Raw genomic sequence first — 17516 nt, forward strand, 5'->3', positions numbered from 1 at the left:
TCACGCCAGGCGGCGCAGGGTTCCCTTCGCCGTCTGGCGGCCGTGGCGGTCGCGCACCGACGTCGTCGTCTCCTCCCCCGGTACGGCCGCGGCGATCAGCCCCTGGTGGTCGAACAACGGCGCCACCGGGCGGTATTCGAACTCGAGCGCGCCCGCAACCCCGCGGGCCCGGGCGGCTTCCGCCATCGCGACCGCCTGCAGCGGGCCATGCGTGAGCAGCCCCGGGTAGCCCTCCACCTCGCGGCTGTAGTCACGGTCGTAGTGGATGCGATGGGCGTTGTAGGTCAACGCGGAGAAGCGGAACAGCAGCGTCGGGGTCACCTCGACCGACCACTCGCCGGACGCGGGCGGAATCTCGGGGCCGTCGTCCGGAGGTACGTCGAGGGCGGACCCCGCGCGGTAGACGATGTCCTGCTCCTCGTCGACCACCAGCCGGCCCGCCTGGGTGATCCGGTGCGCGACCGTGACGAACGTGAGCGGCCCCGAACGACCCTCCTTCTCTTGCACCACCAGGACTTCCGACCGGCGGGTCGCGGTCTCGCCCACGCGCAACTCGCCGTGCGCGCGGACGCGGCCGCCGGCCCACATGCGGCGGCGGCCCGGGCCCGGCGCGGCCAGGACCGTGCCGCGGACCGGGTGGCCGTCCGGCCCGAGGTCGGCCTGGGCCGGGCGGTCGAGCAGGTAGACCCAGTGCCACAGCAGCGGCAGGACTCCGTCGGGCTCCGGGACGTCGAGCAGGGACGCCAGCGCCTGGGCCGGCCCGGGCAGGATCGGTTCGGTGACCTCCACGTCAGAGCCCCTTTTTCGCGGCGTCGAAGCTGTGCAGTGCGGCGCCGACCGCGGCCGCCACCGTGACCTCGAAGACCTCGTCCTCGGAGTGACCCGCCGCCAGTAGCCGCCGGACGTCGTCGTCGGTGATGCGGTGGGACGCGTCGCGGACCAGCGCGGCGTAGTCCCGCCACGGCTCCGCCAGGCCGTCACCCGTCCCGGCCGCCCGCCGCAGTTCGGGGCTGGTCCGCGCCGGCTGCTCGAAGACGCTCTCGCGGAGGTCGGCCGGGCCGTCGGCGAGCAGGAAGCCCGGGAACCGGTAACCCGCGCGGTGCAACGCTTTCGTGCCGACCTTCAGCTGCCCGTCGAGCAGCTCGAACCCGAACGCGTTCGCGAGCCGGTTGACGATGTTCCACACCAGGTTGACGTCCAACGCCTCCACCACGGCGTGCGCGGGCAAGTCGCGCGGTGGTGACAGCGTGCCGTTCCGGGAAACGTCTTCGAGGAACCGTTGCACCACCAGCAGTTCCGGGCGCGCGTCCGCCGGGCGGTCCGGGTCGATCTCGCCGTGCCCGGCGATCCGGGTCAGCTCGGCGTGCGTGACCACGCAGAACGGGCACTCGTGCACCCGGGCCGTGCTCATCGCGAGGTACTCGCGTTCGCCCGCGGTCCAGTAGGACTCGCCGCGCATCGCGGGCGCGGTCAGCTCCAGCAGCGGCCGGGTCAGGAAGCCCGGCCGGTACAGCAGCAGCTTGACGATGTCCGGGCTGGGGACGCCGGACAGTTTTCCGGTGACGGCCATGAAGAGGCGGGCGCGGCGCCGGTGGCCGTCGTCCAGGACGGACAGTCGCATCAGGACTCCAGTTCGTGCAGGCGGGCGGTGAGGAAGCGGTGGTCGGCCGGGGCTTCGGCGAGGTCGCGGGCCCGCCGGTACGCCGTGACGGCATCCTCGGAGCGGCCGAGGCGGCGCAGGAGGTCCGCGCGGGCGGCGTGCCAGAGGTGGTAGCGGTCGAGCCCGTCGATCGCTTCGACCAGGGCGAGCCCGGTGCCGGGACCGTCGGCCATCGCGACGGCCACGGCGTGGTTGAGCGCGACGACGGGCGACGGCGCGAGCGTCCGCAGCCGGCCGTAGAGGGCGGCGATCCGCGCCCAGTCCGTGTCGGCGGCCGTGCGGGCCTGCGCGTGCTGCGCCGCGATCGCCGCCTGCAGCTGGTACTGGCCGACGACCCCGTGGCGCAGCGCCCGGCCGAGCACGCCGAAGGCTTCCGCGATCTCGTCCCGGTCCCAGCGGGCGCGGTCCTGGTCTTCGAGCAGGACGACGTCGCCGCCGGGCGTGGCGCGGGCGGCCGAGCGCGAATCCTGCAGCAGGAGCAGCGCGACCAGGCCGAGCGCCTCCGGTTCGTCCGGCATCAAGGCGGCGAGCAGCTTCGCCAGCCGGATCGCCTCGCGGCGCAGCTCGGCGGGCTCGTCGCGGCCCGACGGCGACGCGTAGCCGCGGGTGAAGACGAGGTAGATCACGGCGAGGACGCCGGAGAGACGGTCGGGCAGCAGGTGGTCGGGCGGGACGCTCAGCGAGATGCCCGCGTCGCGGATCTTCCGCTTCGCGCGCACCAGCCGCTGTGCCAACGCCGGCTCGGCGACGAGGAACAGGCGGGCGATCTGGGCGGCGGTCAGGCCGGCGACGGCCTGCAGCGTCAGCGCCACCCGGGCGTCTTCGGCCAGCGCCGGGTGGCAGCAGGTGAAGAGCAGGCTCAGCCGGTCGTCGCCGACCTCGGTGAGCCGGTCGTCCGGCAGGCTCGACATCCTCACCCCGCTCTCGCCGGCCGCGAGCCGGGCCAGCTTGGCCTGCCCGACGCGGACGCGGCGGATCCGGTCGACGGCGCGGTTGCGCGCCGTGGTCAGCAACCAGGCCGCGGGGTCGTCCGGAACGCCCGAATCCCACGTCCGCAGCGCCTGCGCGACGGCGTCCTGCAGGGCGTCCTCGGCGAGCTCGAAGTCGCCGAGCACCCGGACGAGGGCGGCGAGCAGCCGGGCGCGGTCCTCGCGGTAGACGCGCTCGACGACGCCGGCCGCGCGATCACCCACGGGCGGCCGGGTGGTCCAGCCCGGGCACCCCGGCGACCGGGCGGACCTCGATCGAGCCCTGGGCGGCCATCGGGCACAGCGCGGCCAGCTCCAGGGCCTCGTCGAGGTCCCGGCAGTCGAAGACGTACACCCCGCCGAGGTGCTCGTGGGTCTCGGCGAAGGGCCCGTCGGTGATGAGCGTGCGGCCCTCCTGCACGGCCACCGTGGTGGCGGTGTGCTCACCCTGCAGCGGGTGGCCGGAGACGAACACCCCGCGCCGCCGGCACTCGTCGGCGAAGGCGTTGACGGCGGTCAGTGCCTCCTCGAACCCGGGGTCGCCCGGCTCGGGGCGGTCGCAATTGTAGATCAACAGCATGTAGAGCACGTGCGCTCCTTCATCCGGCGTCGGTCTCGGTGGATGACGAACGGGACGACGGTAACTCGACAGGCTCGGCCGGACTCGGCGAAATCAGGGGCACGGAAATTACCAAAGGTAAGTTCTGTGCCAGCCTTGACATTACCAATGGTCAGGAGGAAAGTCCTCGCCACCTGATTCGTCTAGACCAATCAGGGAGCTCTCCCGGCGGACGGCCATCCTCAGGAGGAGACCCATGTCCCGCAGAATCCGGACCACCACAGCAGCACTGACGAGCGTCGCGACCGTGGCGGCGACGGCCCTGATCCTTTCCGGTGGGGCCGCCGCCAGCCCGCCGGCCGCGGCGGCCGCCGACTGCGGTGTGCTGTTCGACGACTTCCACTACAACTCCCCCACCGACTCCGCGTTCGGCGGCGCCGGCTGGACCACCCGCAACGACGTCGGCAGCCCCGGCGTGGCCGGCGCGCGCTGGCTCACCAGCAACGTCACCTTCCCGACGGTGAACGGCGAGCGCGTCGCCCAGCTCGCCGCCAGCACCGACGGCAGCGCGGCGGGCACGACGCACTCCGAGATGTACCAGAACCAGCTGCGGTTCAAGGACGGCACGTACGCGAGCCGGGTCCGCTTCACCGACGCGCCGGACAGCGGCACCGACGGCGACCACGTCAACGAAACGTACTTCACGATCTCGCCGCTGCGGTACGACCGCGACCCGCTCTACAGCGAGCTGGATTTCTCGGAGTACCTGCCCAACGGCGGCTGGGGCGGCTCGACCGCGAACTACCAGACCAGCTGGTACACCTACTGGAACAACCCGACGTGGGACGGTCTGCGCACATCCACCGCGCAGAACCGCAGTTTCGCCGGCTGGCACGACATCGTGACGCAGGTGTCGGGCGGGCACGTGAAGTACTACCTCGACGGCGTGCTCACCGCGGACCACACGACCGACGCCCAGGGCGACCCGGTGTACCCGCGGACGCCGATGTCGATCAACTACAACATGTGGTTCATCGACACGGCCGGGCACACGAGCGGGACCAGCGTCTACTCCGAGCAGGTCGACTGGACGTACTACGCGGGCAACCAGGTGGTGTCGCCCGCGGACGCCGTGGCCCGCGCGGGTTCGTACCGGACGGCCGGAACGTCCCATGTGGACACGGTGAACGGGTGCACGACCACCCCGCCCACGACGCCGACCACTCCGACCACTCCGACGACGCCCACGACCCCGACGACGCCCACCACGCCCACCACGCCTTCGCAGCCCGCGAACTGCTCGACGGCGGCGGAGTGGGACTGGGGCACGGTGTACCTCGGCGGCCAGCGGGTCAAGCACAACGCCCACCTCTGGCAGGCGAACTGGTGGACCCAGGGCTCCGAGCCCGGCCTCACCGCCCAGTGGGCCGACCTCGGCCACTGCTGACGCCGCATCGTCAGACCTGGCCGCGGCCCGGGTTCCAGGGACCAGCCCGGGCCGCGGTCACCCTTTCCGTCCAGGACACCTCGTGAGTGGGAAACAGGGTTCCAACCCTGTTTCCCGCTCACGACCCCCACTGCTTCCGCCGCCCCACTCCAGGAGTTTCCCGTGCGCAGACGCACCTTCGCCGCCGCCCTGGCCGTCGCCGCCGTGACCGCCACCGCCGCCTGCGGTACCGACACCCCCGCCCCCGCCGCTCAGGGCGGTGGGCAGCTGACCGTCTGGCTGATGAACGGCGACCTCTCCGACAAGGCCACCGCGGCGATCAACGCCGCGTTCGAGAAGGCCACCGGCGCGAAGGTCACCGTGCAGATCCAGGAGTGGGACAACATCAACACCAAGATCAGCACCGCACTGGCGCAGGACAACACGCCGGACGTCATCGAGATCGGCAACACGAACGTCCCGCTTTTCGCCGCCAACGGCGCGCTCACCGACCTCACCCCGCACCGCGACGAGCTGGCCGGGAAGACCACCTGGCTGCCCGGCCTCGCCGGACCGGCCACTGTGGACGGAAACCTCTACGGCGCGCCGCTGTTCGCCGGCAACCGCGCGGTGATCTACGACAAGCAGGTCTGGGCCGACGCCGGGATCACCGCGCCGCCGAAGACGTTCACGGAACTCACCCAGGACCTGGACAAGATCAAGGCCAAGCACCCCGCCGCCGACTACTCCGCCTTCCACTTCCCCGGCAAGTACTGGTACGGCGCGCTGCAGTTCGTCTGGGACGCCGGCGGCCAGCTCGCCACGCAGAAGGACGGGAAGTGGACCGGTTCTCTCGAAAGCCCCGAGGCGCAGAAGGGCCTGCAGGCCTGGAAGGACTTCCAGAACACCTACTCCTCGGCCGCGTCCCGCAACGTCGACACCAAGGCGCCCGACCAGGCCGCGATCTTCTCCGCCGGCGGCGCCGGGGCGATCCTCGACACGAGCGTCAACACCGTCGTCAAGAACAAGCCGGAGCTGAAGGACCACCTCGGCACCTTCCCGTTCCCCAGCACCGTCGCCGGGAAGACGCAGCCGGTGTTCCTCGGCGGGTCCGACCTCGTCGTCGCGGCCAAGAGCCGCAACCAGGACCTCGCGCTGGCCTACCTCAAGGCCGCGACGAGCCCCGACGTGCAGCGCCAGGCGATCGTCGGCATCGACGGCTGGACTCCCATCTCGACCGAGCTGATCGACGAGATCACGCCCACCCTGCCGCCGGTCAACGCCGCCTTCGCCACCGCGGCCAAGACCAGCGTCGCGACCCCGGCCGCGCCCGGCTGGGCGACCATCGAAAGTGACAAGTCGATCAACACGTTCTTCGCCGACATCGCCACCGGACGCCGGCCGATCGCCGACGCCGCCAAGGACTTCGACGCGCACCTGACCGAGGCGCTGAACGCCCGCTGACCGGCGGGGTGGCCCGGCCGACTGCCGTCCCCAACCGGGCCGCCCCGCCCCTTTTCCGCGAAGGAGTCCTCGTGCTGCTGGTGAAAGCGCCGCCCGAAGCCCCGCCGAGACCGGCCACGCCGCGTCGGCGACGGTCCCTGCTGCCCTACGGCCTGCTCCTGCCCGCGACCGTCCTATTGGGACTCGTCCTGGGCTACCCGCTGGTGCGCCTGATCGTCATCTCGACGCAGAAGTACGGCCTGCGGTCCCTGTTCACCGGCACCACGACCTTCGCGGGCTGGGACAACTACGCCGCCGTCCTCGGCGACGACCAGCTCCTCCCGGTCCTCGCGCGCAGCGTCGGGTTCTGCGCCGCGCTGGTCCTCGGCACCCTGGTCATCGGCTTCGGCGTCGCGCTGCTGCTCCAGCGGTTGGGCAAGGGCATGCGCACGGCCGTCACGCTCTGCCTGATCGCGGCGTGGGCACTGCCGAACGTGGCGTCCACCCTGGTCTGGCAGTGGCTCTTCCAGCCCGGCTACGGCGTCGTCAACTGGCTGCTCACCCAGGCCGGCTTCGGCGACCTGACCCAGCACGACTGGACGACGTCACCGGCGTCGGCGTTCACGCTCGTCTGGCTGCTGGTCGTGTGGCAGTCCGTGCCGTTCGTCGCGCTCACGCTCTACGCGGGCCTGTCGCAGATCCCGCGCTCCTACTACGAAGCCGCCGCTCTCGACGGCGCCCGGCCGTGGCGGGTGCACCGCACCATCACCTTCCCGTTCCTGCAGCCGATCCTCGGGCTGGTCACCATCCTCTCGGTGATCTGGGACTTCACCGTGTTCAACCAGATCTGGATCCTCACCCAGGGCGGCCCGAACGGCGGCACGACGACGCTCGGCATCTGGACGTTCACGAGGGCGTTCAGCGGCAACGACTTCGGCCAGGGCGCGGCGATCGCCGTCGTCTCGGTTCTGCTGCTCGTCGGCATGACGGCCGTGTACGTGCGCCGGCTCGTCCGGTCCGGGGAGGACCTGTGATGCGCCGGGTCGGCCGCAACACCGTCGCCACGGTCTTCTGTCTCGTGTGGATCTTCCCGGTCTACTGGATGGTGCTGACGGCGTTCAAGCCCGCGGGCAAGATCCTCCAGCCCACGCCCCAGTTCCTGCCGATCGACGTCACGCTCGACAACTTCGCCGACGCGCTCGCCAAGCCCGGGTTCGTGCAGGACCTCGTCAACAGCGTCATGGTCGTCGTCGCGGTCGTCGCGCTGTCCATCGTGGTCGCCTTCCTGGCCGCGACCGCGTTGACGCGCTTCCGGTTCTTCGGCCGCCGCAGCTTCCTCATCGGCGTGCTGGTGCTGCAGATGGTGCCGGTGCCCGCCCTGGTCATCCCGCTGTTCCTCGGCCTGAAGAGCGCGCACCTGCTCGACACGCTGTTCGGGCTGGTCCTGACGTACGTGGCGCTGGTGCTGCCGTTCACGATCTGGACGTTGCGCGGCTTCCTGCACGGGATCCCGGTCGAACTCGAGGAGGCGGCGATGGTCGACGGCGCGACCCGCGGGCGCGTCATGCGCTCGGTCCTGCTGCCGCTGGTGCTGCCCGGGCTGATCGCGACCAGCGTGTTCGCGTTCATCACGGCGTGGAACGACTTCCTGTTCGCGTACGTGATCATGAAGGACAGCTCCGGCTACACGCTGCCGGTGTGGCTGGTGTCGTTCAGCACGAGCACCGGCACCGACTACGGCGGCCTGATCGCCGCGTCGACGCTGTTCGCGCTCCCGGTCGTCGTCTTCTTCGCGCTCGTGCAGCGCCACCTGGTCGAAGGCATGACCGCGGGCGCGGTGAAGGGCTGATGATCATCCCCCGCCCCGCGCGGCTGACCCGCCGCGCCGGTACCTTCGCGCCCGCCGGCGGCCTGCGCGTCCTGGCCGGCCGCGGCGCCGAGCGCCCGGCGCGCCTGCTCGCCGGGTACCTGCCCCGGCCGGTGATCCACCACGGGCCCGCCATCCGCCTCGACCTCGTGCCGGACGCCCACCACGGGCTGGAGGGCTACGAGCTCGACGTCACCCCGGCGGACGCGCTCCTCACGGCGTCGACCGAGGCGGGCCTGCGCAACGGCGTCCAGACCCTCCGGCAGCTGGTCCCGCTGCACGGCCCGCCGCGGCTGCCGTGCCTGCACATCCGCGACACGCCCCGGCTGCCCTGGCGCGGCGTGCTGCTGGACGTCGCCCGGCACTTCATGCCGCTGGAGTTCCTCCGCGAGTTCGTCGACCTCCTGGCGCTGCACAAGTACAACGTGCTGCACCTGCACCTCACCGACGACCAGGGCTGGCGGATCGAGATCGACGGCAGGCCGCGGCTCACCGAGATCGGCGCGTGGCGCACCGAGTCGATGGTCGGCGCGGCCGGCAGCGGCGTCTACGACGGCGTCCCGCACGGCGGCTTCTACACCCAGCGCGAGCTGCGCGAACTCGTCGGCTTCGCGGCCGAGCGCGGCGTGCGGATCGTGCCGGAGATCGACCTGCCCGGGCACGTGCGCTCGGCGCTGGCCGCCTACCCCGAACTGGGCAACCGGCCGGACGTCACGCTGCCGGTGTGGACGGCGTGGGGCATCAGCCCGGACATCCTCGGCGTCCACGACGGCGCGTTCGCCTTCTGCCGCGAGGTGCTCACGCAGGTCGCGGACGTCTTCCCGGCGCGGCACCTGCACATCGGCGGCGACGAGTGCCCGACCACGCAGTGGGCGTCGAGCCCGCCAGCGCGGGAGAAGGCGGCGAGCCTCGGGTTGCGCGACACGGCCGAACTGCACCCGTGGTTCCTGACCGAACTGCACGCTCTGCTGGCGGACCTCGGCCGGCAGGCCGTCTGCTGGGACGAAACCGGCCACGCCGCGGGACGGCTGCCACCGGACATGGTCGTCACGGCCTGGCGCGACGCCGCGCACGGTGCGCTCGCCGTGGCCCGCGGCCACCAGGTCGTCATGGCGCCGCACACGTCGACGTACTTCGACTACCGGCAGAGCGAAGAGCCCGGCGAGCCACCGCGTCAGGACGTCACGACACTCCAGGACGTCTATCGCTTCGACCCGCTGGAGGGCGGGCTGCCGGTCAGCGACGGGACCCGGCCCGGGGTGCTCGGCACGCAGGCCCAGCTGTGGACCGAGCACGCGCCGACGCCCGACCACGTGCGGCACCTCGCGTTCCCGCGGCTGTGCGCGCTGGCCGAACGCGCGTGGTCGCCGCCGGAGCGCCGTTATGCTGATTTCCAGGAGCGCCTGACCGGTCACCTCGCCCGGCTGCGTGCCCTGGACGCCCTGCCCAAGGACCGCGTCCGGTTCGCCGGCGCGGTCCCCGTATCCGGGAAGACGGTGCCTTGACCGCTGAGCCATCCGGGGCTTCACCTCAGGCCGGCGCCTCCGCGACCCGGAGCGCCCGAAAAGAGGGTGGCGAGCCGGCGGACCGCCCGCCCACGGTGAAGCGCGACCGCGTCCGGCGGCACCTGCTGAAGGTGATCGAGAACGCCGGTCCCGGCACCGGGCTGGCCTCCGAACGCGACCTCGCCGCGGAGCTGGGCGTGTCCCGCCCGACCGTCCGGGCGGCCATCGACGAGCTGACCCGCACCGGGCTGCTGGTGCGCCAGCGCGGGCGGGGGACGTTCACGAGCCCGCAGAAGGTGACCCAGGAACTGGCGACCGGCCTCGCTGTGCCGCCCGCGGAAGGGCACTGGACGAGCCGGGTGGTCGCGTTCGGGATCTCCCCCGCCCCGCGGTCGCTGGCGGCCGACCTCGAACGCGAGCCGGGGACGCCCGTCCTGCGCGTGACGCGGGTCCGGCACGTCGACGACGAGCCGATCGCGATCGAACAGCTGGCGCTGCCCGCTTTCCTGGTCCCGGGCCTTTCCGCCGCGGACCTGGAGTCGGGCAACTTCTACCGGCTGCTGCGGGAGCGGTTCGGGATCGCGGTGCAGGACGCGGTGCAGACGATCGAGCCGGCGGTGACCAACCCGGCCCAGGCCGAGCTGCTCGAGATCGCCGTTTACGCACCGATCCTGCACATCGAGCGGCTGACCCGCGACACCACCGGGCAGGTCGTCGAACTGACCCGCTCGGTGTACCGCGGCGACCGGTACCGCATCACGTCCAAACTCCGCTTCGACGCCGAATCGGGCTGAGTCTTGAACGGCATCCCGGATCTCGGTCCCTTGCCCCGGCGCGTCACGGTCGACGCCGACCAGGTGCGCCGGCTGGTCGGCGAGCAGTTCCCGCGGTGGGCCGGTCTCCCGGTGCGGCCCGTTTCCGAGAGCGGCTGGGACAATTTCACCTTCCACCTCGGCGACACGATGGTGGTACGGCTGCCCAGCGCGGCCGAATACGCCCTGGCGGTCGAAAAGGAACAACACTGGTTGCCGACGCTTGCTCCCCGGCTGCCGGTGCCCGTTCCCGTTCCGCTGGCAAAAGGGAGTCCTGGCGTGGGCTACCCGTTTCCGTGGTCGATTTACGCGTGGCTCGACGGCACGCCCGCCCGCCAGGACCGGATCGCCGATCCCGTCCGGTTTTCGCTCGAGCTGGCCGGGTTCCTGGCCGCGCTGCGGAGCCTCGACGTCGACGGCGGCCCGCAGCCGGGAAAGCACAACTGGTTCCGGGGCGCCACGCTCCGCACCTACGACGCCCAGGCCCGGCGTGCGCTGGCCACACTGGACGGCCACCTCGACGTCGGCCCGGCCCGCGAGATCTGGGAAACCGCGCTGGACGCGCACTGGGACGGCGTGGACACGTGGTTCCACGGTGACCTCGCACCCGGGAACCTCCTCCTCGACCGCGGGGAGCTGGCCGCGGTCATCGACTTCGGGACCTGTGGTGTCGGCGACCCGTCGTGCGACCTGGCCATCGCCTGGACGCTGCTGACCGCCGACGGAAGGCGGGCGTTCCGCGAGCACCTGTCGATCGACGAGGCGACCTGGGCGCGCGGGCGGGGGTGGGCGCTGTGGAAAACGCTCGTCACCTGCGCCCGGACCGCGGAAAGGGCCGACGGCGACGCGCGTCGCGTCCTCGGCGGGATCCTCACCGAATACGCATCCGGAAAATAATTCTTCACGCGCACCGGAAACCGGGATTTCTTAGCCTCCACTCGTTACCCGAAAGAGTGACGCCGTGACGGCATCCGGGTGACGACCGGCCACGACACTCGTCGTCCGAGCAGCTGCAAACTATTTCGTGTCGGTAACGAACTGAGCTGTTGGCTTCGCCTTTCCAGCACCCGGGTGAGGACGCTTCAACACACTCCCGGTGCGGCATAGGATTTTCCTTCGGCCAGAAAACCGTTTCTGGAACCAACCGTTGCGAAAGAATCGAGGACCATTCATGCGAAGACGCATGCTGGGAGCAGTGCTGCCCCTGGTGCTCGTCGCGGCCACCTCCGCCGCGCTGCCCACGACCGCCGAAGCGGCCGCCGTCTCGGGGCTCACGAAGTCCGTGCAGGGCACCGGTTCCCCCGCCGACCACGGGGCCACCGCGAACTGGGTCATCGGCTACGACGACCAGGCCACCGGGTCCGGCGCCGCCACCATCACCGACGCCGTCGGCGCGGGCCAGGCCTTCCAGGCCGGTTCGCTGCACGCGCCGCCGGGGTGGACGCCGTCGTGGTCCACCGACGGCAGCACCTTCACCGGCACCGAACCCGCGTCCGGCGTCACCGCCGTGCGGGCGAGCAACCCGGACGCCGGGCCCGACGCGACGTCGTTGTCCGCTGCGCTGACCCCGCCCGTGCAGGCGGTGACGACCGCGACCGGCGGCGACGGCTTCTCACCCGTCCTCTACCGCACCCCGGGCGGCGTCCTGCAGGCCTGGAACATCTACCACCACCTCGGCGCGACGTCGCCGAAGGTCGTCTGCACCGACCTCGCCACCGGGCAGCGCTGCCCGGGCGGCCCGTGGCCGAAGGTGCTCAACACCGCGAGCGGACCGCTCGGCACCCTGGGGGCCGGGGACATCGCCAGCACGATGGTCGAGCAGTACCTGCACGACCCGGTTTCGCCCGCGAAGGTCTACTACCCCGCCGTCACGGCCGCGTCGGTCGGCGTCGGCTGCCTCGACATGGCCGCTTCGGCCAACTGCGGGTACTGGGCGCTGTCCCCCACCGGCGGGTCGCCGGCGGTGAGCAGCATCGGCGGCTTCGTGGCGACCGGCGGCAACCTGTACGGCATCGTCAGCTCCGGCGCCGTGGTGTGCTGGACGATGGCCACGCAGAGCGCCTGCGGCGGCCAGCCGTACGCGCCGATCGTGCCGGCGGCCAACCAGCCGTACGTCTACGGCGCGGTGACCGTGGTGGGCGGCAAGGTGTTCGCCTCGACGTCGAGCCCGGGCACCTCGCAACAGCCGTCGCTGGGCTGCTTCGACCCGGCGACGGCCGCGGCGTGCGCGAACTGGGCGTCCTCTCGCCCGACCGGACCGGCGGGCAACTACAACTACAACGACTACACCGCGTTCGACACGAGTGGTGCCCCGGCGGGCGCGTGCGCGTCGACGACCGGCGGCACGAACGTCACGACGTGCTACGCGCTCGACGGTTCGACACTGACGGCGCCCCCGGGCGCGGCCGCGCTGCCGGGTGGGGTCTACATGTTCCCCGCGGAGGTCGTCACCGATCCGAGCGGGCACGTGCGCAGCTACCTCCCGATCTGGAACGGCGGCTACGCGGGCGCGGCGCTGTGCCACGATTGGACGACGGGGGCGGCGTGCGCGGGCCTGCCGGCGCTGATCACGCACCCGACGGTGAACGGCGGGGCCACCCGGGACTACGGGTACACCTACGACCCGCCGTCGGGCTGCCTGATCGGCCTCGGCGACGCGGGCGTGCTGTTCTCGATGGACCCGGCGACGGGAGCGACGCCGTGCGTCCGGTCCGGTGGCCAGGTCACGCTGAAGCCGGGTGACTTCTACTGCGACGGCGGCTCGCACGTCCAGGGTTACACGGCGGCGCGGCTGACGGGCGTCGACCCGGCGAACGTCGACTTCGCGGCGTCCCGGGTGACGGTGGTGGACCAGGGCGGCGCGACGGTGCCGACCCCGGGCTTCGCCCCGGACGGCTCGGTCGACCTGACGGGCGTCTCGGTGGCGGCGCACCCGTCGATCACGGTGACGACGACCCTGGTGCTGCACAACGGAACCGGCTTCAGCGGCCGCCTGGTGGTCGACTACGCGGGCGACGCGCCGCAGCTGTGCTTCCGCACGACGATCGCGGCGGACTGCGCGGTCGCGTCGGTGGCGAACACCGCGACGGGCACCGACTCGACGGGGTCGTTCACGTCGAACACGGTGACGCTGCCGGTGGCGCCGGGCGCGTCGTGCACGCCGAAGGTCAAGGTGGAGAAGGAGATCTGCACGTCCGCTTCGGCCACGAAGTGCGGTCCGGGCGGGACCGGACCGTGGGCGAAGCAGGCGGGGGTGGGTCTCCTGGGCCTGCTCAACGCGACGGCGTACTGGCGGATCACGGTGACGAACGAGGGTCCGGTCGGGATCACGTCGGCGCAGGTGGTGGACAGCGTGGAGCCGTCGTGCCAGACGGGCCCGTTCACGCTGGCCGCGGGGACGTCGAAGCAGGTGTACTGCTCGACCTACGCGCTGCTGAGCCTGTTCCCGATCACGAACCAGGCCAAGGTGAGTTACGTGCCGGCGAACGTTCCCCCGGGGACGCCGCCGTCGCACACGGGATGGTCGTCGGCGAAGGCGTGTTCGCTGCTGTGCATCCTGTAGGGAGGTGAGGTGAGCGGCCCGCGGGGTGGTTCCCCGCGGGCCGTTTGCCACACTGGTCGCATGCGGGTGAACTCGCGGGCGTGGCCCCATCGCTTCGAGGAGGTTCCGTGGCGCGAGATCGCCACCTCGTTCGACGTGATGGCCGCGGAGCACCCGGAGTTCGCGCCCCTGGCCCGCATCGTCGCGAGTGTGCTGGCGTGCGGAGGTGAGCGGCACTTGGCCGCACTGACCTCGATGCACGACCTGGTGGTCACGGCCCGGCCGGTGCCGGAGCAGCCGCCGATCCCGGTCGTGGTCGTCCGGTCACCGTCGTCGGGTTTCGTGGGCGCGGGCGGCGTCTTCATCGAGCACCGCTCCGTCACCGGCCACGACGACGGCATTTTCCGCGACGGCGCCGAGGCGGTGCCGCTCTTCTGGCGGTTCATGATCGAGAAGTTCGGAGTGGAACCCATGGCGGATCTCGAGCAGCGGTACCGCGCGTACCTCACCTGCCTGAACGAACGACGCTTCGCCGACCTCTCGGACTACGCGCACGACCCGGTCGTCCACAACGGCCGGACCCTGACCGTCGCCGACTTCCAAGCCCTGCTGAAGCGCGACGTGCAGGAGATCCCCGACCTGCACTACGCGATCGAAACGCTCGTCGTCCAAGGCGATCGGGTCGGGTGCCGCATCCGCTTCGACTGCACCCCCGCCGAGGACTTCCGGGGGCTGCCGACCGCTGGCCGGACCGTTTCCTTCGTCGAGCACGTCTTCTACCGCTACGAAGACGGCAAGATCGCCGAAATCCAGTCCGTCGTCGACACCGACGCCATCCGCGACCAGCTCACACCGTGACGGTTTCTTCCTTCTCCGAAGCCGAAGCGGAAGCCGCCGAAGCCGCGGTGGCCGAGGGCGTGATCGCCGGTGCCATCAGCACCGCGCACAGCGGCACCGCCATCGCGATCGCCGCCAGCACGAACACCGGGAACAGGAACGAGAACACCTCCACGCCCGCCGGGTCCGCCGCGTTCATGTCCATGTTCATCCGGACCGCCGCCATGCCCGTGTAGTGCATGCCCGTCACCGCCGCGCCCATCACGAACCCCGCCAGCAGGCGCAGGGACAGCCGGTCCAGGAAGACCGCGAACCACAGGGCCGCCGTCGCCGCCACCACCGCGATCACCACCGACAGCGCGACGAGGCCGCCTTCGTAGGTGAAGTCGCCCTTCACGCGCAGGGCCGACATTCCCGTGTAGTGCATGACGTTCACCGCCAGGCCCGTGATCACGCCGCCGAGGGCGAGGCGCCACCAGCCGAACTTCGCGCGGCCGCCCACCACCACGAGGCCGGCGAACACCGCCGACACCGACAGGATCGCCGACAGCACCGTGCGGAAGACGTCGTAGCGGACCGGCATCCCCGGAGTGCTGAACCCGAGCATCGCCACGAAGTGCATCAGCCAGATGCCGACGCCGCCGATCGAGATCGCCGCCAGCACCAGCCACCGCATGCGGTGCCGGGGATTCGCGGCGTGGCGGGCCTGGACCGCGCACGCCAGCCCGAGGGCGCAGCCCACCACCGACGTCAGGTACGCGAGCACCAGCAGCCAGTGCCCGAGCGCGAAATGCTCCATCGCAAGGTCCTCTCTAGAGGTCGCGCAGCCCGTGCAGCACGCGTTCCATCAGGTCGTGGCGCTCGTCCCAGGTGGACGTGTCCGACAGCGTGTCGCGGACGATCACCAGGTTGTCCTGCATCAGGTCCGACACGAGCACGCGGACCACGCCGAGCGGCAGCGACAGCAGCGCGGCGATCTCCATCAGCGACCGCGGCCGGGCGCAGATCTCGGTGACCTCGGCCAGCGCGCTCGACGTCAGGTACGCCGCTTCGGCCCGGCCCGCCGCCGTGGTCTCGACCAGCGCTTCGACAGCGATCTCGACCGTCGGCGCCGTCCGGCCTTCCGTCCAGGCGTACGGGCGGGCCAGCGACGCGCCGCGCCGCGGCTCCTCCCCGTACGGCCCGGGCGGCGGCTCGTCGATCACCGGCGGTCCTGGGCCACCGGTATCTCGCGCGCGGGCACGTCGACTTTCTGCCCCACTCGCTCGACCAGCATCGTCATCTCGTAGCCGACCAGCCCGATGTCGCAGCCGGTCGAGGCGAGCACGACGAGGTTGGACCCGTCGCCCACGCTCATCAGCAGCAGGAACCCCTGCTCCATCTCGATCACCGACTGCACCACCCGGCCGGCGGTGAACAGTTCGGCGGTGCCGAGCGACAGGCTGGACAGCCCGGCCGCGATCGCCGCCAGCTGGTCGGCGCGCTCGCGGGGCAGGGCTTCGTCGGCGGCCACAAGCAGGCCGTCGGCGGAGACCAGCACGGCGTGCGCGACCCCGGAGACGTCCTGGACGAACCCGTTGACCAGCCAGTTCAGCGTCGCCGTCCGTTCGGGCGGCGCGGCGGGACCCGGGAAGCCCAGAGTTCCGCTGAGGGACCGGGCGGCCGGGTCGGCGCCGGAGCGCCGGGGCTGCACGTCGGGAAGTTCCGTCATCGCGGATCCACTTCGTCCTTTCCGGATTCTTCGGCGCGGGCCGCGGACTCCTGCCGGGCCGCGCGCATCCCCTGGTAGTGCCGGGAGAGACTGCTGCGAACGGCGGCGGCGTCGCGGAACGACCCGCCGCTCTGCTCACGCACGCGCGGGGCGACCGCGCCGGGGGCGAGCTGGGCGCCGGGCCGCCGCGTCGGCAGGCCGGCATCGGTGAGCCGCTGCGCGACCGCGGGCTTGAGAGCGCTTTCGGCGGCTTGGCGCGTGCGGTCGGCCCGGGTCTCCCACTCCCCCACCGGCGCGGCGGCCGGTTCGGGGCGGGCCACGGGCTTTCCGGCCGAGGCGGGCCAGTCCGGCCCCGGTGCCGCGCCATCGGCCGCTTCGGCCCGCTGCGCGGCGGGTTCGGCCCGGTGCGCCGCCGTGGTTCCGTTCCGGCCCGCCGGGTCGAGGTGATCCGCCGTCCCGCTCCAGCCCGTCGAGTCGACCCGGTCCGCCGCAACTTCCGAACGCCCGGCCGGATCACCCGACGAAGTCCCGTTCCACCCGGTCGAGTCCAGGTGATCCGCCGCAACTTCCGAACGCCCGGCCGGGTCGCCCGACGAAGTCCCGTTGCGCCCCGAGTCGCCCTGATCCGCCGCAGCTTCCGAACGACCGGCCGGACCTCCCGAGGAAATCCTGTTCCGCCCCGCCGGGTCGAGGCGATCCGCCGCGAACTCCGAACGACCGGCCGCATCACCCGGCGAAGTCCCGTTCCAGCCCGCCGAGTCGACCTGATCCGCCGCACCTTCCGAACGACCAGCCGGATCACCCGACGAAGTCCCGTTCCTGCCCGCCGAGTCGACTCGATCCGCCGCACCCTCAGGATGACCGGCCGCATCCGCCGAGGAGGCCAGGTGTGCCGCGGAAGTCCCGTTCCGGCTCGGCGACTCCGGAGCCGCCTCATCGCGCCCGGCCTGAGCAGTCCGGTCCCCGCCGAACCCGGGCCAGCTCCCCCGCACTCCCGGACCAGCCCCGTTGCGACCACCCGCGTCCGATCCCGGCCAGGTCCCCCGGCCGGCCGGGGGCGGCCACTCCACCGGCGAGCCTTCCGCCGGGTCGGCCTGGAGCGCCGCCGGATCCGCCGGCGCCCCAGGCGTTGGTGATGTGGTGGTGGGGGGGGGGGTTGTGTGTGTGTGGGTGTTGTTCTAGGGGGT

Annotated in this window: 17 protein-coding genes; 9 read left to right on the forward strand and 8 right to left on the reverse strand. The window is 71.9% G+C overall.

Annotation, left to right across the window (positions count from 1 at the left end):
• The 4 genes from ABZ342_RS44735 to ABZ342_RS44750 are packed head-to-tail and all read right to left on the reverse strand — an operon-like array spanning nt 1 to nt 3217.
• A complete protein-coding gene (locus tag ABZ342_RS44735) occupies nt 1-789 on the reverse strand; it encodes a MaoC family dehydratase N-terminal domain-containing protein (protein ID WP_360486955.1) in 789 nt (262 codons plus the stop codon).
• A 1-nt stretch (nt 790) separates the two neighbouring features.
• Nucleotides 791-1621: a hypothetical protein gene (locus tag ABZ342_RS44740; protein WP_360486958.1), complete on the reverse strand. Its 831-nt coding sequence runs from the start codon at nt 1619-1621 to the stop codon at nt 791-793.
• Nucleotides 1621-2853 (reverse strand): DUF6596 domain-containing protein, encoded by a 1233-nt coding sequence (locus ABZ342_RS44745; RefSeq protein ID WP_360486961.1) that lies wholly within the window; start codon nt 2851-2853, stop codon nt 1621-1623. Before ABZ342_RS44745 ends, ABZ342_RS44740 begins: the two co-directional genes overlap by 1 nt.
• On the reverse strand, nt 2846-3217 hold the full coding sequence (locus ABZ342_RS44750; RefSeq protein ID WP_360486964.1) for a YciI family protein: 372 nt from the start codon (nt 3215-3217) through the stop codon (nt 2846-2848). Before ABZ342_RS44750 ends, ABZ342_RS44745 begins: the two co-directional genes overlap by 8 nt.
• Before the next feature lie 226 nt (nt 3218-3443).
• Here ABZ342_RS44750 and ABZ342_RS44755 point away from each other — a divergent pair, with 226 nt between their 5' ends.
• From ABZ342_RS44755 to ABZ342_RS44795, 9 genes are all read left to right on the forward strand, one after another.
• Entirely contained in the window at nt 3444-4634 is a 1191-nt protein-coding gene (locus ABZ342_RS44755) for a carbohydrate-binding protein (RefSeq protein ID WP_360486967.1), read from the forward strand.
• A 162-nt stretch (nt 4635-4796) separates the two neighbouring features.
• Nucleotides 4797-6077 carry an extracellular solute-binding protein gene (locus ABZ342_RS44760; RefSeq protein ID WP_360486970.1) on the forward strand — a complete coding sequence of 427 codons (1281 nt, stop codon included), beginning with the start codon at nt 4797-4799 and terminating at the stop codon, nt 6075-6077.
• Nucleotides 6078-6148: 71 nt separating this feature from the next.
• Nucleotides 6149-7090, forward strand: coding sequence for a sugar ABC transporter permease (locus tag ABZ342_RS44765; RefSeq protein ID WP_360486973.1), 942 nt, complete (start codon nt 6149-6151; stop codon nt 7088-7090).
• Nucleotides 7087-7905: a carbohydrate ABC transporter permease gene (locus ABZ342_RS44770; RefSeq protein WP_360486976.1), complete on the forward strand. Its 819-nt coding sequence runs from the start codon at nt 7087-7089 to the stop codon at nt 7903-7905. The genes ABZ342_RS44765 and ABZ342_RS44770 overlap by 4 nt, the downstream gene beginning before the upstream one ends.
• Complete coding sequence (locus tag ABZ342_RS44775; RefSeq protein WP_360486979.1) at nt 7905-9428, forward strand: beta-N-acetylhexosaminidase; 1524 nt, start codon at nt 7905-7907, stop codon at nt 9426-9428. The genes ABZ342_RS44770 and ABZ342_RS44775 overlap by 1 nt, the downstream gene beginning before the upstream one ends.
• A 95-nt stretch (nt 9429-9523) precedes the next feature.
• On the forward strand, nt 9524-10222 hold the full coding sequence (locus tag ABZ342_RS44780; RefSeq protein WP_155543007.1) for a GntR family transcriptional regulator: 699 nt from the start codon (nt 9524-9526) through the stop codon (nt 10220-10222).
• A gap of 3 nt (nt 10223-10225) precedes the next feature.
• Nucleotides 10226-11137: an aminoglycoside phosphotransferase family protein gene (locus ABZ342_RS44785; protein ID WP_360486983.1), complete on the forward strand. Its 912-nt coding sequence runs from the start codon at nt 10226-10228 to the stop codon at nt 11135-11137.
• 274 nt (nt 11138-11411) lie between these two features.
• A complete protein-coding gene (locus tag ABZ342_RS44790) occupies nt 11412-13802 on the forward strand; it encodes a hypothetical protein (RefSeq protein WP_360486986.1) in 2391 nt (796 codons plus the stop codon).
• A gap of 60 nt (nt 13803-13862) precedes the next feature.
• Nucleotides 13863-14639 carry an ester cyclase gene (locus ABZ342_RS44795; RefSeq protein WP_360486989.1) on the forward strand — a complete coding sequence of 259 codons (777 nt, stop codon included), beginning with the start codon at nt 13863-13865 and terminating at the stop codon, nt 14637-14639.
• Here ABZ342_RS44795 and ABZ342_RS44800 read toward each other — a convergent pair.
• From ABZ342_RS44800 to ABZ342_RS44815, 4 genes are read right to left on the reverse strand one after another with little or no spacing between them, the layout of a single operon-like run.
• A complete protein-coding gene (locus ABZ342_RS44800; RefSeq protein ID WP_360486992.1) occupies nt 14629-15417 on the reverse strand; it encodes an MHYT domain-containing protein in 789 nt (262 codons plus the stop codon). The genes ABZ342_RS44795 and ABZ342_RS44800 overlap by 11 nt on opposite strands.
• 13 nt (nt 15418-15430) lie before the next feature.
• A complete protein-coding gene (locus ABZ342_RS44805) occupies nt 15431-15823 on the reverse strand; it encodes a DUF742 domain-containing protein (RefSeq protein WP_360486995.1) in 393 nt (130 codons plus the stop codon).
• On the reverse strand, nt 15820-16329 hold the full coding sequence (locus ABZ342_RS44810; protein ID WP_155543001.1) for a roadblock/LC7 domain-containing protein: 510 nt from the start codon (nt 16327-16329) through the stop codon (nt 15820-15822). Before ABZ342_RS44810 ends, ABZ342_RS44805 begins: the two co-directional genes overlap by 4 nt.
• A complete protein-coding gene (locus ABZ342_RS44815) occupies nt 16326-16649 on the reverse strand; it encodes a hypothetical protein (RefSeq protein WP_360486998.1) in 324 nt (107 codons plus the stop codon). Before ABZ342_RS44815 ends, ABZ342_RS44810 begins: the two co-directional genes overlap by 4 nt.
• Between the last annotated feature and the right edge of the window lie 867 nt (nt 16650-17516).

The sequence above is a fragment of the Amycolatopsis sp. NPDC005961 genome (assembly GCF_040629235.1).
GTDB classification, from domain to species: domain Bacteria; phylum Actinomycetota; class Actinomycetes; order Mycobacteriales; family Pseudonocardiaceae; genus Amycolatopsis; species Amycolatopsis camponoti.